14 protein-coding genes and 2 pseudogenes are annotated in these 18,117 nt (G+C 53.2%); 4 read left to right on the top strand and 12 right to left on the bottom strand.

The annotated features are described in order from the left end of the window. Nucleotides 1–19: 19 nt before the first annotated feature. Nucleotides 20–766, top strand: a complete 747-nt coding sequence (gene ydfG / locus LRS40_RS19295) for a bifunctional NADP-dependent 3-hydroxy acid dehydrogenase/3-hydroxypropionate dehydrogenase YdfG (RefSeq protein WP_142489361.1) — start codon at nucleotides 20–22, stop codon at nucleotides 764–766. A gap of 91 nt (nucleotides 767–857) precedes the next feature. Next, nucleotides 858–1,544, top strand: a complete 687-nt coding sequence (locus tag LRS40_RS19300; protein WP_142489360.1) for a GntR family transcriptional regulator — start codon at nucleotides 858–860, stop codon at nucleotides 1,542–1,544. Between the two features lie 42 nt (nucleotides 1,545–1,586). On the opposite strand, the gene LRS40_RS19305 is transcribed toward LRS40_RS19300, so the two are convergent. The 4 genes and pseudogenes from LRS40_RS19305 to LRS40_RS19320 all read right to left on the bottom strand — a co-directional run. Next, nucleotides 1,587–2,018: a universal stress protein gene (locus LRS40_RS19305; RefSeq protein ID WP_231312401.1), complete on the bottom strand. Its 432-nt coding sequence runs from the start codon at nucleotides 2,016–2,018 to the stop codon at nucleotides 1,587–1,589. A gap of 158 nt (nucleotides 2,019–2,176) precedes the next feature. After that, entirely contained in the window at nucleotides 2,177–3,640 is a 1,464-nt protein-coding gene (locus LRS40_RS19310) for a mannitol dehydrogenase family protein (RefSeq protein WP_231312402.1), read from the bottom strand. Nucleotides 3,641–3,858: 218 nt separating this feature from the next. After that, complete coding sequence (locus LRS40_RS19315; RefSeq protein ID WP_231312403.1) at nucleotides 3,859–5,403, bottom strand: MFS transporter; 1,545 nt, start codon at nucleotides 5,401–5,403, stop codon at nucleotides 3,859–3,861. A 115-nt stretch (nucleotides 5,404–5,518) separates the two neighbouring features. Continuing rightward, nucleotides 5,519–6,814, bottom strand: a pseudogene (locus LRS40_RS19320) (MFS transporter); the annotation flags it as partial. Nucleotides 6,815–7,042: 228 nt separating this feature from the next. Between LRS40_RS19320 and LRS40_RS19325 the strand changes: the two are divergent. Next, a pseudogene (locus LRS40_RS19325) lies at nucleotides 7,043–7,159 on the top strand (DinI-like family protein); the annotation flags it as partial. Between the two features lie 85 nt (nucleotides 7,160–7,244). Here LRS40_RS19325 and LRS40_RS19330 read toward each other — a convergent pair. From LRS40_RS19330 to LRS40_RS19340, 3 genes are all read right to left on the bottom strand, one after another. After that, nucleotides 7,245–7,655, bottom strand: coding sequence for a hemerythrin domain-containing protein (locus LRS40_RS19330; protein ID WP_103179535.1), 411 nt, complete (start codon nucleotides 7,653–7,655; stop codon nucleotides 7,245–7,247). A 191-nt stretch (nucleotides 7,656–7,846) separates the two neighbouring features. Further along, entirely contained in the window at nucleotides 7,847–8,179 is a 333-nt protein-coding gene (locus tag LRS40_RS19335; protein WP_103179534.1) for a hypothetical protein, read from the bottom strand. Beyond that, nucleotides 8,179–8,418: a hypothetical protein gene (locus LRS40_RS19340; protein ID WP_103179533.1), complete on the bottom strand. Its 240-nt coding sequence runs from the start codon at nucleotides 8,416–8,418 to the stop codon at nucleotides 8,179–8,181. Before LRS40_RS19340 ends, LRS40_RS19335 begins: the two co-directional genes overlap by 1 nt. A gap of 640 nt (nucleotides 8,419–9,058) precedes the next feature. On the opposite strand from LRS40_RS19340, the gene LRS40_RS19350 reads away from it, so the two are divergent. Further along, on the top strand, nucleotides 9,059–9,250 hold the full coding sequence (locus LRS40_RS19350) for a hypothetical protein (protein ID WP_231312404.1): 192 nt from the start codon (nucleotides 9,059–9,061) through the stop codon (nucleotides 9,248–9,250). Between the two features lie 287 nt (nucleotides 9,251–9,537). Here the strand turns inward: LRS40_RS19350 and LRS40_RS19355 are convergent, their stop codons facing one another. The 5 genes from LRS40_RS19355 to LRS40_RS19375 all read right to left on the bottom strand — a co-directional run bounded on the left by LRS40_RS19355 (nucleotide 9,538) and on the right by LRS40_RS19375 (nucleotide 18,095). Next, nucleotides 9,538–10,494, bottom strand: coding sequence for a tail fiber domain-containing protein (locus LRS40_RS19355; protein ID WP_231312405.1), 957 nt, complete (start codon nucleotides 10,492–10,494; stop codon nucleotides 9,538–9,540). A gap of 9 nt (nucleotides 10,495–10,503) precedes the next feature. Beyond that, nucleotides 10,504–10,806, bottom strand: coding sequence for a hypothetical protein (locus LRS40_RS19360; protein ID WP_231312406.1), 303 nt, complete (start codon nucleotides 10,804–10,806; stop codon nucleotides 10,504–10,506). Beyond that, entirely contained in the window at nucleotides 10,806–12,479 is a 1,674-nt protein-coding gene (locus tag LRS40_RS19365; RefSeq protein ID WP_231312407.1) for a hypothetical protein, read from the bottom strand. Before LRS40_RS19365 ends, LRS40_RS19360 begins: the two co-directional genes overlap by 1 nt. A 158-nt stretch (nucleotides 12,480–12,637) precedes the next feature. Beyond that, nucleotides 12,638–17,635 (bottom strand): DUF1983 domain-containing protein, encoded by a 4,998-nt coding sequence (locus tag LRS40_RS19370; RefSeq protein WP_231312408.1) that lies wholly within the window; start codon nucleotides 17,633–17,635, stop codon nucleotides 12,638–12,640. 52 nt (nucleotides 17,636–17,687) lie between these two features. Then, nucleotides 17,688–18,095 carry a hypothetical protein gene (locus LRS40_RS19375; protein WP_231312409.1) on the bottom strand — a complete coding sequence of 136 codons (408 nt, stop codon included), beginning with the start codon at nucleotides 18,093–18,095 and terminating at the stop codon, nucleotides 17,688–17,690. Nucleotides 18,096–18,117 lie beyond the last annotated feature (22 nt).

Genomic DNA, 18,117 nt, shown 5'->3' on the forward strand with positions numbered 1-18,117 from the left:
AGCGTTGAGGAACAGTGAGATGATTATATTAGTTACCGGGGCGACAGCGGGTTTTGGTGAAAGCATCACGCGTCGCTTCGTCGCCAACGGGCATAAGGTGATTGCCACCGGTCGTCGTCAGGAGCGTCTGCAGGAGCTGAAAGAGGAGCTCGGAGAGAACATTCTGACCGCGCAGCTGGACGTGCGTAACCGCGCATCCATTGAAGAGATGATGGCTAACCTGCCGGCTGAATGGCGTGACATCGACGTACTGGTTAACAATGCCGGGCTGGCGCTGGGGCTGGAGCCTGCCCACAAAGCCAGCGTGGAAGACTGGGAAACGATGATCGACACCAATAACAAAGGCCTGGTCTATATGACCCGTGCCGTCCTGCCCGGAATGGTCGAACGTAACCGTGGTCATGTGATCAACATTGGCTCAACCGCGGGCAGCTGGCCTTACGCAGGCGGTAACGTCTACGGCGCGACCAAAGCCTTTGTGCGCCAGTTCAGCCTGAATCTGCGCACCGACCTGCACGGCACCGCCATCCGCGTGACGGATATCGAGCCAGGCCTGGTCGGCGGGACGGAGTTCTCCAACGTGCGCTTTAAAGGCGATGACGATAAAGCCGGTAAAACCTACGAGAACACCACCGCCCTGACGCCGGATGATGTCACTGAAGCCGTCTGGTGGGTGGCCACCCTGCCAAAACACGTCAACATTAACACCGTTGAAATGATGCCGGTCAGCCAGAGTTTTGCCGGTCTCAGCGTCCATCGCGGATGACCTTTCCCCGCCCGGCCTTAGGGCCGGGACTGGGATGCCGGGCAAAAGAATGGTAGTATTTACCGGTTAATTCTTTGAGAAATCACAACCAATGGCCGCTGAATCGCAACTCAATCCGACCCAACCCGTTAATCAGCAGATTTACCGTATTTTGCGCAGCGACATTGTGCACTGTCTGATCCCGCCGGGCACCCCGCTCTCTGAAAAAGAGGTGTCGGTCCGTTTTGATGTCTCTCGCCAGCCGGTTCGTGAAGCCTTTATTAAGCTGGCTGAAAACGGTCTGATTCAGATCCGCCCCCAGCGCGGCAGCTACGTGAATAAGATCTCCCTCACCCAGGTGCGTAATGGCTGTTTCGTCCGTCAGGCCATTGAGTGCGCCGTGGTACGACGCGCAGCGAACCTTATCGACGATCATCAGTGTTACCTGATCGAGCAGAACCTGCATCAGCAACGCATCGCCATTGAGCGCAAACAGCTGAATGATTTTTTCCTGCTTGACGACGAGTTTCACCAGAAACTGGCACAAATTGCCGACTGCCAGCTGGCCTGGGACACCATCGAGAATATTAAGGCAACCATGGACCGCGTGCGTTACATGAGCCTCGATCACGTCTCGCCGCCGGAGATGCTGCTGCGTCAGCATCTGGATATTTTCAGCGCGCTGGAAAAACGCGACGCCGATGCGGTAGAAAAAGCGATGACCCTGCATCTGCAGGAAATTGGCGAGTCGGTGCAGTTAATTCGTCAGGAAAACAGCGACTGGTTTAGCGAAGAGTAATGGGTCCGCATCCCGTCAAATGCCCGGGATGCGGTAAGTTATTTAGCGCACCACTAAGACCGGAATTTTGGCATAGCGTAATACCGATTCGGCGTTCGAGCCCAACAGATGGGTCGTTACCCCCGGTTTTTTCGAGCCGATAACAATAATATCGAACTCCCCTTCGGCACCCATCGCGATAATTTCATCGCGTACGCTGCCAAAACGCACCGCGGTGTGAATACTGTCAGGCGGAATATCAAAGAGTCGTTTTAACTCATTCATCTTTTTATTTGATTCTGCGGTCATATACGCTTCGAATTTAATGATATCCGAAGAGAAGCCACGCAGCATGGCGCGGCTGTTGACCGGGAGGACGTTTAATAGCGTAATTTCGGCATTATCCGCCCGCGCCAGAAACGCGGCATGACGCACAGCCTTATCACTTAAATCCATTTCAAATACATCGACAGGCATCAAAATTTTTTTATACATACGCCTTCTCCTTATATCGATAATGTTTTATTAACGATATTCAGAGTGACACGCGTTTATCAAACGAAGGTTAAACAGCAGGGTCAGGAAATAAGCGGTCTGCGTAAAGAAGTGTGCGAATAAGATCATGCCGCCGCGAGCGGCGGCATGAGAGAGCATTAGATCTGCGCGGCGTAGTGGGCAACGGTAGCTTTCGCCCCGTTCTTCAGCAACGCAGCGTAAGCACTCATCACGGCGTCAACAAACACCGCATCCAGCGGGAGCTCCTTCCCGAAAATGGTCTCAATCCCCAGCAGGGCTTTGACGCGGCTTTCGCCTTCCGCACTGCCCTGTACCGCCGCCTGGATCACCGGCAGCAGCGGATCGCACACTTCGATAGCCTCGCCACGCTCATCGACGCCGCCGACATAGCGCATCCACCCGGCAATGCCCAGCGCCAGCAGCGGGAAGGATTTCTGATGCACCCGGTGCCAGCGCACGGAGTCCAGCATACGCTGCGGCAGTTTCTGGCTACCGTCCATAGCGATCTGCCAGGTACGGTGGCGTAGCGCCGGGTTGCTGTAACGCTCGATCAGCAGATCGGCGTAACGTGCCAGATCCACCCCGGTGACTTTCAGCGTCGGGGCCTGCTCGTTCAACATCAGCGCGTGGGCGGCGCGCCTGTAGTTCGCGTCTTCCATGCAGTCGTTAATATGCTGATAGCCCGCCAGATAGCCCAGATACGCCAGGAACGAGTGACTGCCGTTGAGCATGCGCAGCTTCATCTCTTCAAACGGGATCACGTCAGCCACCAGTTCGGCCCCGGCTTTCTCCCAGGCCGGACGCCCGGCGACAAAGTTATCTTCGATGACCCACTGACGGAACGGCTCGCAGGCCACCCCGGCCGGATCGCGCACGCCGGTGATCTGTTCGATTTTGCTCAGGGTGTCAGCGGTGACAGCAGGCACAATACGGTCGACCATAGTGGACGGGAAGGTCACGTTGGCCTCAATCCAGTCGGCCAGCTCACTGTTAACCGCCCGGGCATAGGCACAGGTGACATTGCGCATCACGTGGCCGTTCTCCGGCATGTTGTCGCAGGACATCACGGTAAAGGCTGGCAGTCCGGCGTTTTTACGTCGAGCCAGCGCCTCCACCACCACGCCCACCGCGGAAACTGGCCGATGCGGATTCTGCAGATCGGCGGCGATCAGCGGGTGATCCAGCATCAACTGACCGGTGGCAGGCGCGTGGCAGTAGCCTTTCTCGGTGATGGTCAACGAGACGATCGCGACCTGCGGTTCACACATGGCAGCCAGCACCGCTTCCAGCCCATCCACCTGGGCGTGCAGGGCTTTTTTAACCACCCCTACCACCCGCGCCGTCCAGGCATCGGCTGACATTTCGGCGACGGTGTAAAGATTGTCCTGGGCCTTAAGATCCGCGATCTGCTGCTCGCCGCCAATCAGGTTAACCTCGCAGTATCCCCAGTCGCTGCCGTGGTCTGCTGCCAGCATATCGGCGTACACCGCCTGATGAGCGCGATGGAAAGCGCCAAAACCCAGATGCACGATGCGCGACTGCAGGGCATCGCGGTTGTAATGAGGAAGCGTGGCTTGCGCATGTAATAACGGATTTTTCATGATAGTACTCGTTAATGTGATTAAGCGATGGATCCGGGCCGATATTGCTGCTCCGCCCCGGCTTACTAACCCAACTAGAATGGTAGACGGCATAAAAAATTCTCTGCCGTTAACCATACTGATTGTTGATAGGTCGATATTGATTTACGTTAACTTTTCACCATCTGGTGTGACATCAATTGAAAGTTGTGTGACAGCATTAAAATGTTGTAGACCATTCAACCGAGGCTGGTGACGCTCTCAGGTGGCTTCTCTGACAGTGAATCCGTTTCCGTCCAGAGCCTGTCATAGTCATAGCCCGTCAGATCCTCAACAATGCGCCGCACGTGCGGTTCAACCGCCGCTTTGGATCCGTTAGCCCGCAGGCGTTCCACCTCTTCCACAAAAATCTGGTGAGTCTGTTTGTTCAGACGGAACGTCAGGGCCTGCCAGAGGGCGAGGATCAGCAGTCCAGCCGTGCCGATAAACATCAGCATGGCAATCATGTGAATCGCTTCCGGCGGCTGGACCTGACTCCCCTTCACGAAGCCGCCGGTTTGCAGCAGAAAGCCGACCACGAAGGTGGCAATGGCGACCGTGGTTTTGCGCGAGAAGGTCATCACCGCGGCGAACAGCCCTTCCCGGCGCTGGCGGCTGACCATTTCGTCAATATCAGGAATGAACGGGAAAACGTTCCACGGGGTGAACTCCAGCACGCAGCGGCCTACCTGATGCAGCCCGGCAAGGATGAACAGCGTGGCCACGGTATTCAACGCGGGGATCTGATACACCGCGAGGAAACCGGCCAGGCACAGCATCATCACCGCATAGGCGAAGACATACAGCCGGGCCGGACCGTATTTGATGATCCCAAGGCCGGCAATCAGCGTCACCGGCAGTCCCACGATACTCATCGACAGCAGGCTTCCCGCCAGCGATGACGAAACGTTAAGGCAGTAGACGCAGAAAAAGACAAACACGGTGTTGTAGACGTCTTTACCGGTGAATGACAGCAGATAGATCGCCAGATGCTTTCTGAAGGCGCGGATTTTAAGCGTCGAGGCGTAGGATTTAAACAGCTCGCCAATGGCATTCAGTTTGTCAGCCAGGCTGGTGGGTAACGCAGACTTTTCCAGTTCCGCCTGCATCTCCGGGGTGATCTCCCGCTCCCAGGTCACTTTCCACGAGATAAAGACGCAGACCATGAACAGCACGGCGAAGATGACGCCGTTAATCAGATAGGCACTGGCGCTCTGCTCGCCAAAATAGCCGATCAACAGCCCGGGAATAAAGGTCGCCAGAAAGGTGCCGGACGCCGACAAAAACATGCGGCAGGTGGATAATTTGGTGCGTCCATTAAACTCTTTGGTCATCTCTGATGGCAGGGTTTCCCACGGGATCAGCACCATGGCGGCAATGATTTCAAACGCCAGATAGACCGCCAGATAAAAGCCGTAACTCATGCCGTCGAGCCACAGCAAGGCGTAGACCAGCATCAGCGGCGCGCCAATCAGCAGGAAAAAGCGCCGGCGGCCAAATTTTTTACCAAAATAGTTCTTGTAAAAGTGGTCGGTCAGGCTGCCCATAAACAGGCTGACTACCGCGTCGACAATACGGGCGATGGCCACAATCGATGCCGCTTCCATCGGCGATAAGCCCACAAAGGTGGTGTAGAAAAATAACAGCCAGGCGCCAATCACGGTAAAGGCGCCGCCGCCCATAATATCGGTTAATCCGTATCCAATACTCACCGGAATGGTGATGTTTTTCTTTGCACGAGACATACAGTTTCCTTACCTGAAAAAAATCCAGTTAATTCCCTGAAGGGGCCACCTGTTTTTGTTGTTTTAGGGGGGATAAAAAAAGGCTCTCCTGCATTTACAGGAGAGCCTTCAGGCGTCAGGAGATGACGCGATGCTTATTGTTAACGCCCAGCGCGGCAGATTTGTCTTCCGCGGCATCCTCCAGGATGCTCAGGTCACGGTCACGCACTTCTGGCATCAGGAGGGCGGAGATAAGACCGATAGCGGAATAGACCACCACCATAACCGCAATTGGCCACCAGGAGCCGGTCATGTTGCAGAAAATTCCCGCCAGCACCGGACCAAAGCCAACCGCCACCAGACCGCCCGCCTCTTTTGAGATCGCCATGCGGGTGAAGCGGTTTCGTGAGCCGAACATCTCGGCCATGGTGATATTTTCCAGGGCAAAGAGTCCGAGTACCGCAAAGTTATGGATCACGATAATCGAGGTCATGATAACGCCCGGGGTGTAGGAGTTATCGACAATAATCGACAGCATCGGGTAAGCCAGAATAATGGCGGAAATATTCAGCACAATATAAGGCAGACGACGGCCGATTTTATCCGACAGCCAGCCCAGCAGCGGGATGGTAATAAACCCAAGGATCGAGCTGATCATTAAGGCATCGGTCGGAATGCTTTTATTGAACAGCAGCGTCTGCACCAGGTAACCGGCGAGAAACGTCTGGATCAGACCGGAGTTACCCGCCTGGCCGAAACGCAGCCCGGTCGCCAGCCAGAAGGATTTGCTCTTCACCATCGCACCCAGCGTACTTTCCTGCGCAGCAGCCTGTACCGGCGCTTCTTCGGCGTTGACCTGCTCAAATACCGGGCTCTCCTTGAGGTTCATTCGCAGCCAGATAGCAAAGATCATCACCACTACGCTGGCAAGGAACGGCACGCGCCATCCCCAGGCAAGCAGCTCTTCGCGGTCAAGGAAGAAAAACATCACTGCCCAGATGGCTGTAGCGCTGAGGGTGCCGCAGTTGGTGCCCATCGCCACCAGCGAAGAGATAATGCCGCGTTTCCCTTTCGGCGCGTACTCTGCCAGCATGGTGCCGGCACCGGAGATCTCCGCGCCAGCCCCCAGACCCTGGATAATACGCAGCGTCACCAGCAGCACCGGTGCGAAGATACCAATCTGCGCATAGGTCGGCAGCACGCCGATTAGGGTAGTACAGATCCCCATCATGGTGATGGTGATAAACAGCACCTTCTTACGCCCCACGCGGTCGCCCATTTTGCCGAAAATAAAGGCCCCGACAATACGGGCGATATAGCCGGCGCCATAGGTACCCATCGCCAGAATAAGCGCCATCGCGGCCGACTGTTCCGGGAAGAAGATCTCGTGAAAGACCAATGCTGCGCCCAGCGAATAGAGCTGGAAGTCCATAATTTAAAGCGCTGTGACGGGTCTTTGTGGGATTGTCCTTAATTCCTGAGTATTTAACAGTAACTTGCCGCTCGTGAAATGCATCCATTTGTTCTTTTGCATATCACCTGCGGTACTTTTATGCCCCATCCATGCCCCATCCATGCCCCAATATAACAGCACACCACGCCATCATCCGTGATTAATGCCTTGCCTCTGAGCTTAGTGAACTGCGTTCGACAGCCGGGCAAATCGATGCAAACGAACGGCTTAAACAGAGATGCCAGCAAAAGCGATCGGGAGAAGCTGAACCGCATGCTGGAGGAAATGTTTGAAGAATCCGATATGTGGTTAGTTTCGGAGTAGTGCCAGCTTTTACCAAGTCCTTTTCATACCTTTCTGGATACGGGAAACCAAATTCCCGTATTGGATGAACCATTGCCGCCCTTTTTTAAAGCTGCTCTACCAGCGGATAAAAATTATGATCCTCGCGCTGCATTCGTTCATGCACCTTGCGCAACACTACATTCGCGTCGCGGCGAAATGCCTCGTCACAATTGATAAGCTTATTTGCCGTATTCCAGCGACGGGAAAACTTTTCATACTCGGCAACAATATCAGCCATCTCGCGCTGAAAACTTACGCTCATTGTTTTTAGCTTTTGATCGTTCACCTTTTCCAGATAAGGATATAAAAACTGATCTTCGGCAGAAAGGTGTACTTTAATCACAGAACTCATACTGATAACGGTTTGAGCGATTTCTTGCGCATGAGCCGTCACACCCGCCCGGCTAAGCTCCCTGAGGCGGCTAATTTTATGGATAATCTCGGCATGCTGGATCTTCATTTTATCAATATTCACTGGGGAATCCCTTAATGAGCTTTGCAATTTATAACATATATATTAAATGCATCTTTAAAAATAAGCAACCTGAGTTGTTTTTATTAAATTTTATAAATTTACGTTATGTAAATACATAATAAACAAAATTTGAATGCAAATATAAAGAGATCTATTGCCAATCTTCGGAATTTTTCTATCGTACATATGTCTCAAAACTGCGCCAATGCCGCCTCAGGAGATATCGCAGCATCAGTGCTGTTGATAAAGTGCATCACCCGCCTCATAACCTCAGCCTCTTCAGCTGCATCACCTTCGATCGCTTCGCCGTCATCCGTGATTAACGCTTTTTCCATGACCCGAGCGAACTGCGTACGCCCGCCGCTGAGGATCAGCAGCACCTGATTGTTTACCAGACGGCTGACAGGTTCGATCACCGCAAACCCGGTTGACGTTTCCAGGATGCGACTTTCGTTCGTGGTGCAAATGCTGGCCGGGGACAGGCGCTGCTCGACATAATCGGTGGCTGGAGATACGAAACCCATCAGTGAACCATCCCCATGTTGCGCAGGATCCAGTAGTGATTGTCGGTTCCGTCAGTTGTCTTATCCGTGAAATCTGGCTGGTAGCGTTGTATCCACTCGTTAGCGTCGGTCCGGCTGAAATGCCAATGGACCTTTGCCAGTTGTCGGATAAAGTCTTCAGTGCGCAAGCACCGGTAGCCCTTGGGGTTTAGCTGTATTGCGGCCACAAATGCGGCGTGAATGTCGGAACGGCGGGGCATGGTGACCTCTCAATTATTATTACTGTTTATTCACACAGTAATTTTAAGAAGGGGCCAGGGCAAGGAGGCTGTGCCTATTGATAATTACTGCTGAACATCTGCTTGTACTGCCGAATTAACCAAGCGAGTGCATAGAACTTTTTCGGAGACAGAGGTTAAGCCGATGCCGGGCATACTGGGAGAAGTTTTCGAAGAAGCCAATATGTGGCTGGTTTCGGAATGAGTCATGTAAACCCTTAAGGACTGCATCGATCATCGCAAGCCGCTTCGTGTCACAAATGATTAAACCACCTGTTTAGGCCATCGCCTTCTGCGCGGAGTTGGAAGGATGGAGCGCTTAGTAAGCCGGGTTCCGCATACGGAACATACCGCGCCGTGTGGCAGATTTTGCTCGGGATTGAAGGAGGTGAAAAAGAACCGATTACTTTTGCAAGCAGGACAGATGAATTTCATAACAAGTTTGCCCTCAGACTGTTGGCTGAACCAGCCTCAAAACCCTTTCAATGTGCTCAAATGAACATCACTTCACTGCCTTTATTATGCTTCTGGCCCGATACCAAAAGCCCCGGACAATACAGATATTTGGAGCCGGTTCAGGCGTCATTCTGAATGGTTTTAATGATGCTCCGGACCGCACCAGATGTTTAATAACGCCCTTGAAAGACCGATAAGCCCCGACACGATAAGCACAAACAAACCGGCTAAAAACGCAACATTGCCATCCGAAACTCCTTATCAACGTCGTAAAAAAGGCCTGCCGATTAAGCAGGCAAATGAAATCAGCACAAACAAACAGCTTACTCTGATACAGGTGCCGGGTGCCTCCCGGTGACTCGTTACCAGCTATACGAGCCGCAAGCATATTTACACCTACAGAACTGGATTGCCCCGCCGCATAGGGGGATTCACCTTCATTAAATTTAGATGATTTTAAACGAAGCGCTAATGCTTCCTACCTAAAGTAATGGCTAATGCCGCCGATATGTTAACTACCTGCGTCATGAACGCAGGATTAATAACAAAGCTAAGGGAGTTGTGCCCGCTCCCGTGCGGGCTTTTTTTTCTTCAAAGACATCGAAATGCTGCTGATGATAATTACTGATGAACATCCTGGTGCCGTTACGCTTTCAGCGCCTGAACCTCAGCCTGCAGCTTGTCTAACTTCTGGTTTGTCGCCTGTAGCGCTAATGTCAGCTTAGCGATCATGGCGTCTTTATCCAGAATGTAACTTTTTGCAAATACCGCATTGTCATGAATATCCTCTCCAGGAGAGATGCCCTCACCCTTGACAGTTTCTGGTGAAGTCTCAGCCAGGTCGTTTGCAATGAAGCTGAGTTTGGTTTCACTCTCCGGCAGGATGCCACGCGCTTTGTACTTAAAGGTAGCCGGCTTCCACTGCAAAACCTCCGTCAGCGCAGCCATTTTGTCAGTAACGTATACCTTGTTCTTTTTAAGTTCGGCATCACAGGTACTTTGCATCTGGATAGTACCTACGTTTGATGAGTCAATGTAGGCTATTAGCGTGCTATTCAACCAGTTGAAATTGAAGGCGTTATCGTGATTATCAATCCCACCTGTCCCGGCCCGACAGGTATACCCGCCAGCCACGGATATAGACGCGATGTCCTGACTGGCGGAACTTGAAGCACCTATTCTCATAATCCTGCGCGTATAGGGCTCACCCGCTTTATTGTAGGGATAACTGTTCACGAAAACGCCCGCGTTAGTATTCCCGAACAGTTGCAATGAGGGTGATATTCCGGTCTGTCCCTTAAATACTGCCCCGTTACAGAATATCTGCCCATTTTGCCCAATCTCTACGACATCGGCGTCAGCCGGAGGGGTTCCCCCTTTGACAGTGATACGGCCCCGACGGGTAATAGCCCCGGCAGCGTCCTTAAAATACAATGCTTCAAACAAAGCAGAAGCGGCCTCGGCTCCTGCGATATTAAATTGAGAGCGTATCTGACCACCTAAAGTAGACGTGCTATTACCTGGCACTGATGCGCTGTTGATTAATGATATCCATGTACCATTGGCCTGCGTCAGTTCAATGCTGTCAATTCGGTTTGCCATGTAATTTCCTTATGCCCAGACACGAGCAGGCGTTTTGGGTGTCACGATGAATTCATCCAGCGGTGATAAATCAAGCCCGTCATTCATTACCCGGATATTGGCGTGATAACCGGGTTCCCCGGAATATTTTATTAACTCGTTTTCCTGCCCCGGATTTTCAATATCGCTGACGATGGTAATAACCCCGATGACATCCAGGCAGATATCCGGGTGGTATAAACAGCCCTGCTGTTCATCATCAATAAATCCCGCCGCGATTAATTGTGCGTGCATTTCTTCGGCGTCAGCGAAGCGCAGATATAAGTCTTTCATCAGCGAAGTCCTTTAATTTGATTGTCTGTAAGTACGCGATGCCAGATTCGGAAGTTGCGGATGTGATAGACGATGCTTGGGTTTCCTGAAATTCGCAACGACGTAGGAATGCCCCCTGGTGTTGTTGGATCAATCATCCTTGCATTAGATTTTCCATCAAAATAGATAGTGGTTGTGTTTGTTGTATCAATTGTCTGTGCATAGACCTTTGCCGGAAATGGATACGTTACTGAGATAGTGGCTCCGGAAGATCCGATATAAGAAATCAACGACGTAGGGTGGGCTCTCAGAATAATGTCGTTTGCGACACCAATGGCTTGAACAAGATCAGCGTACCCAGCAGTTGGCATAAAATATTTATTAATCGCAATTTCGAAGGCTGTGGTTCTATTGAAGCGATCACCTATTGTTCTGTAGCCAATATTTCCGGAAGGCTGTAACGCTAAAAAGTCACTGGTTCGTGTAGCCGCTGCCGAACCCGTCGGGATATAGCTGGTTGCTATTGGAGCCTTTTCAACCTGTGGCATCTGCACGTAATATTCAGAACCAACCGGTATTACAGAGTCCGCTGCCGCTTTAGCTACAGATAAATAGACTGCATATGTTGCAGTCACAGGAACCGTGAGTGTGGCTGAAATTAACGCATAGCCATCAGAGCCTAAAGATGTATTTATTGTCACATTCGTTGGGGCTGACCCGGATAATGCTCCCGTGATAACATCGAAAAACGCCACGCTTGTTGCTGTACCATCTTGCATAAAAGCAAGGCGTAGAAGTCCGTAATTGCCTTTTACCCTACACGATACAGTTATAAACCCTCCAGTTATGGCACTTATATTGGTGGACAATCCAAAATTTGACACATTAACAGCAGTGTTAATCACACCTTTGCAAGTAGCGGCCTGAGTTGTACCATCGGCAGCAATAACAGTCTTCGTCAAAGAGGATGAACTGGACCACTTTGACGCGTCATCGCTATTAAGAAAATAGTTGGTGCCTTGCCCTTCGACTAATAACCCTCCTCGCTCAAAGCGCGGTTCGTTAATAGATGCCGTCTGAAGCATTCCTGACTTATCAATATACGTCGCTGAGGTTGAGCGGACAAAAGTCATCGACTTTGAAGGTAGTTCCAGAACTTTTCCCGAAATGGTCAGGGTATCGTATGGCGCAAAGCCAGCCAGCAGGCGCAGATCATCACTGAGTGGCGCCCAGACGTCAGGGTATGGGGCGTCCTCATAAGGTACTGACGTCAGCTGCTGCGCGGCGGCCAGCGATGCTGCGGCACTACTGGCGCTGGCCCCTGCGTTGTTCTCTGACGTTTTAGCATTCGTCTCAGATGTTTTCGCATTGGTTTCTGAGGTCTTCGCAGCGTTCTTCGACGCGAGAGCATTCCCCTCAGACGTTGCCGCATTCGTGGCGCTGGTTGCAGCTGCGTTTTTGGAAGCCAGTGCATTCGTCTCACTGGTTTTGGCAGCGGTCGCGCTGGTCCCTGCCGCGTTCGCGGCGGTGATCAGCTTCGACCAGCTGGGGCCCGTTTTTTTCGAACCATTTGCCAGAGTAACGGTGACGTCACCAGTGCCCGATAAAATCAGGTCCTGGTTGACGATATCAATCTGCGCCTGGCGAAAACCTTCCGTGACGGCGTTCGCTAAATCGTCATCAAGTATGGCCATTCGTGATGTCCTTAAAATGAAAAACCCAGCCGGAGCTGGGTTATAAGGGTGTGATTATTGAATTCAGAAGAAATAACGTGTGCGGAGCCGAAATACTCACATCGGATTTTTATTAACAGCCCGTGCAAGCCAAATCGCCAGCATCCACCTGACCGGAATTAATTACCTGAATAACCCGAGAAGTTTGGGGAATTTCTTTTGGTAATTAACGCCATTGATGGCTGCATATCCATAAAAGTATTGGCATTAGTTATTCCTCTCAGGCCAACACGTATAGTTACAGGCCCTGAATTTGCAGGTATATCCAGACTACCTGTCACAGGTACATAACTGTTAACCTGACGACTGACACTATTGGGGTCGTTATACGATAGCTTTAAGCCAAGAGACACTACTGTAATATCTCTCCCGTTTATATTGATATATGCTTCCAGAGAGCCATTATAAGCTTCACTTTCATTCCAGACGACAAATGTCGGAACAGCGATAGTGACGTCATATGGGACACCCCCCGCCCAGGTAACCTGTCGATAAAAATCTCTTTGTTGGCCTGGATCTCCCCTGAATCTGCCACCAGGGAAGGAGAACATATTAACGACATCGCCTACGATTTTGTTCGCGTAAACTGTGCCTTTGAAGTCTCCATCCGTCGCGTAAACTGTCCCTCTGAATTCCCCACTGGTTGCGTATATCGTCCCCCTGACCGTCACGCCGTTAAACGTGGCATACCCGGATTTATTGATATGCCAGCCGACATTGCCGGTCCCGTCCCAGTTGCTGGACTGGAGGTAATTGCCGATCTTGCCGTTGTCGATGGAACCATCCTGGATGAACACCGATCGCATGAACATCTGCCCGCCTGTGGCGGCAAACACCAGTTCCTGTCCTTTTGTCGTCGGGTTATAAACCGCAAACGTATCGGCAGAAATCAGGAAGTTTGAGGACCCGGTTGCATCAATGCCCAGCTGAATACCCGCGATACGTTTAACCCCGTTCGCTTCCACCTGAACCTTAACGCCCCACTGGGCACCCAGCTTACCGGTAATGTCAGCAACAGCTTCGCTGGTCGTCTGCACGCTGGCATTAGTCTCGCCAATCGCAGCCGTAACCTGCTCGATGCTGATCGCCGTGGCGCTTTCCAGATCCGTAACGGCTTTATCAATGCGCGTAATGGCGGCGGCGTTGGTCTGACCGTTTTGCTCAACCGTCGCCTTAAGCGTGGTGACCTGCTCCGCCACGGCACTCGTGGCATCCGCGGCGGTCTTCCGGCTTTCGATGATTTCAGCCATCGTTTTCGTTTCGCCAACAGCATACGTCACGCGCTGTTCAGAGAACGCGGTGAAGCTGGCGAGCGCATTGGTGACGTTGCCGACAATACCGGCGTCCCGGCTGGCCGTGTTGCCGTCCACATCCACTTTCAGCGTATCGATGCGGCGGCCGAGCGCGCTGTCAGCATTCGTGCGGGCCGTGGTTTCCGTGCTGATGTCCGAAGTGTTCTGATCGGTTGTGGCCTTAACCGCAGCCAGCGCGGTGGTCTGCGCCTTGTTGTTATCAGCGACGGCTTTGGTGACTGTGGTGATATCTGCGGTGTTTTTGCCGACGGTAACCTGCAGGCCCGAAAGCGTGGTGGCCTGAGCCTCCTGCTCAGTTGTCAGCGTCGCCAGCTCCTGAGTAACGGAAGCCTGGTTAGCGTTAACGGTCGATTCCAGCTTCTTCCGCTCTGTCACCTCCGCCTCCTGCGCCGTGATGCGCGCCTGGCGTTCGGTGTACAGCAGGCCCGAGGCCAGTTTTGACGGGTCGTCACCGGTATAACCGCCCCGGATCTGCGTCGCCAGCGTCTCGCGCGCCGTGGCTTCCGCCTGGTCGCCGGTAACACGGGCTGTCGTTTCCTGCTGCAGGGCGGCCATCCCGGCGCCCGGCGTTGGCCGCCCGATCGCCACCCAGTCAATCAGGAAGTAGTTTGTCGCGTCCTGTTTGCTGGAAAGGTCCAGCCGAATCTGGTTAATCGTCGTCTCGGCCAGCCAGGGGATATCGTCGCATTCCAGCGTGGCAACGCCATCGGCGTTATACGCCGGTTCGGCCACCACGAAGCGGTTGGTTTCGTTGAAACTGGCCGCATTGCGCCAGCGGATTTCCCCCGCCCATGCAGGCGATCCCACTTTCCTGATGCGCAGCTTCAGAAAACGATACGCAGCTGCTGTTATGCCCAGCGTCGCAGGAGAAGTAACGTACGGGTCCGATGCGTGGTTGGCAGGACGCAGCCAGCCGTTAACAATGGTTGGCGTGCCGTTCCCGGTCCAGCCCTCTGCTGTCGAATCGAAATACCAGATTTTGGCCGGATCGAACTGAGAACCGGTCCCCGCCGACACCTGCGCAATCTGCTGCGCCAGCGATTCGGTGCTGGTCTGAATCGTCTGGTTGACGTTGCTGATATCCGCGACGCGCTCGTTCTTCTCGGTCAGCAGCGCCTGGCCGCGGGCCGCTGCCTCGTCGGTGATGGCTTTCTTACGGTCCGTGATCTCCTTTGCCAGGCCCGCTTTGGTCGCCGCCGACTCTGTTGTGACTGTGCTGATGTCGTCGCGCGCTGACTGGATATCTTCACCCAGATCAGTTATATCCGAAACCAAGTCTTTGTAGGCGTCGGTCTGTTTGATCTGGTTATCGATATCCAACAGGTAATCCGCGGCATCCGAGCTGCTGCTGCCCTGAATGAAGGCAGTCCAGGCTGACTTATTGCCGGTGCGATCCACCAGCCGCGCCCGGTACCAGAACCCTACCCCGGCCTTTAGCCCAAGTTGCTGGTAAATTTGCTGGGGATACGGGACGCCAGCCAGCAGCATCGGGTTCGCGCCGGTTGATACCGTGGAATACTGAATCTCGGTTTGTAGCGTATCGCCAGTGCCCGCAGGGAAATCCCAGTCCAGCTGTACCCCCCAGAGCAATGGTGTAGTGCGGAAATTAACTGGCTTGGGCACATCACCGATCCGGCCCTTAAGGTGGGTCAGCGCTGACGTTGCCCACAGGCTTGATGCGCCACCGGCATTAATTGCCCTGACCCGCACCAGGTAATCACCTTCGAAGATCCCCGGCACTTCGATATTCCGTAGGCCGGTTTGCGGAACGTTCACCCATTCGCTGCTCCCGCGGCGCCACTGAACCTGATAGGCGATCACATCGGCCTGCGGCTTCCCGGCTTTATCCAGTGGGACGTCCCAGGACGCCGTCAGCGTCGCGATGCGCTGCCCCTGGCGCACCGATTCATAACTCGTTACCACGATATTGCCGGGCTGTGAGACAACTCCCGTGGGGATGAGGCTGATCGGCGGGATATCGAGGCGCGCATTGTGGTCGACGGCATCATATTTCGATGCGTTGTATTCCGCGCCGGTAATGGTATAGGTGTTTTCCTCATCGTTAAACGTCAGGTTCGTGACGCGGAAGTACTGCAGGCGCAACTGCCCAGCATCGATAACGAATATAGCGTTTGGCGCTGGCGCCGCTGTGAACGGCGTGGCCACGATCAGCTGCGTACCGTTGACCGCCTGAATAATCCGGCTTTCTACAATGCCACCTTGGGTGCGGATCATCAGTGTGTCACCCGCGACGGCACTGGTACCGCGATCGGTTGTTACCGCTTTAAGCCCGGCGTTATAGTCCGTGAGGCGCCCGCCATATACCCTGCCTGAGACGCGCTCATCAGCAAAAGCGAAGACGGTGCCTGGCACAAAGGCGAAGCCATCCAGCCCGGTCTGCAGCGTAATGATGCGGTCCAGCGAGTTGGAATAAACTGCCCACCCTCCACGGCGTTGCGCCTCACTCTCGCGCGTGCAGCCGATGGCCGTGAGTTGCGTCTGCTTGAATTTGAACTGCTTCACCAACTCAGGAAACATTACTGCGGTGGTGCGGTCCTGATAATGGTTATCCGGGTCGCTGAAGTTAATCAGCGCACTCGAGAATCGCGTCTTTTCGCTGCCGCTGGAATACGTTGGCTTGCCCACCACGGATGCGCGGGTGAGGATCTGCAGTTTCGACGTGTCTGCCGGCATATCAGAGACAACATTGAACATGTTGTTGCCCCAGAACGTCATGCCGTTGAAGCCAGCAGCGATGTCCTTGATAACCTGCCAGGCGTCGGCCTGCGACTGGATATAGACGTCAAACATAAATCGCGGTTCTGTGCCGGTACCGCCCTTCCCGTCCGGTACCTGCTGGTCACAGCGCTGGGCAATGCGGTAGAGCTCCCATTTATCGAGCATATCCACCGTTACCCGGCGGCCCAGACCAAAGCGCGGCTCTGTCAGGACATCAAACCAGATCCACGCCGGATTGTTGGTCCAGCCCCATTTGAATGTGCCGTCCCATGCGCCACTGTACGTCCGCGCAACAGGATCGTAGTTCTGAGGGATGCGGATTACCCGGCCTTTCGGCTTGCAGGATATCTTCGGGATGTTGCTGAATGCTTTGGCGTTGAATGACACATACAGCAGCGCGGTATGCGGATAGCGCAGGCGGGCGTCGATCACCTCAGTGATGGCCTGCACCTGCGTTTTGTTCTGCAGCATCTGGCTGGCGCTGTCGGCAGTATCGCGGACCACACGGATCTGCCAGCCAGTGGTGGCTTTGGGCAGATTGATGCGGTGCGTCAGTTCGTACAGTGAACTGAGCTTTTCCGTTACCGTTTTGGTGAGCACTGTCTGGTATGCCCCGCCATCAACCGCAACGTCGATGTGATATGCGACGGTTGTGCCGACGATATCACCGTCGTTCTCCTGCTGCTGCAGGCCGGTGATCCCGATGCGCACCAGCACAGCATCAATCTGGGTATTGCTGATAGCGCGTGTCCAGGAGGTAGCCTTCGTCAGCGATACGCCAATACTAGTCTCGTTCTCCACAGCAGGAAAGCCGGGGATCGGCGTCTGCGTCTGCGTGCCGGGGCGAAAATCCCAGGAGACATTCTCAAAGTTCATTGAGCCGTCTGGGTTACCCAGCGGCGTGCCGTCGAGGAAAATCCGGGTCGCATCCAGCCCGCCAGCAAACTCACCTTCGCCAAGTGCCAGCAGCATGCGGCAGCGCGCCATTGACTGAGCTGAATCAGGCTGTTCGACAGGCGTGTGCTGCTTCTGGCTGCCACCCTTTGCACCAGTAATCGTTGCCATATTGCATCCATAAAAAAACCCGCCGAAGCGGGTTGGTTTTACCGTGGGTTTATCACTCAAAATACGTGACTGCAGTTATCTCATAATCGTAAGTATTTTCAGTCCCGGGCTTTTCCACATGGGTAATGATCTCTCCCGATTTTAGATGCCTTTCAAGGACGTCAATAGTCGAACTGAATTGCTGATAATCTCTGCCCCAGTCAATTGCCAGAGCCTTCTTATCAACACTCGTTGAACTGATGAATGAATAATCTCCGGGAGGTAGAGAACCATATCCGTATCCAGTGATAACCCCATAAACCCTTTGCTCAGGTTTGATATGCCCTCTGGAATCTATAGCAGCGACAAACTCCAAAGTTGAATCGAGGCGGATATCATTTTCCTGTTTCAACCACTTAGCGATAATTTTTACTGCTGGCATTGTAGTTTTCCCTGTAGTAAATGCTGAAGAAAGTAGCATAACACTCCGCGGGCTAACTGTG

Origin of the sequence: Leclercia sp. G3L, from assembly GCF_021117075.1 — a bacterium.
GTDB lineage: Bacteria > Pseudomonadota > Gammaproteobacteria > Enterobacterales > Enterobacteriaceae > Enterobacter > Enterobacter adecarboxylatus_C.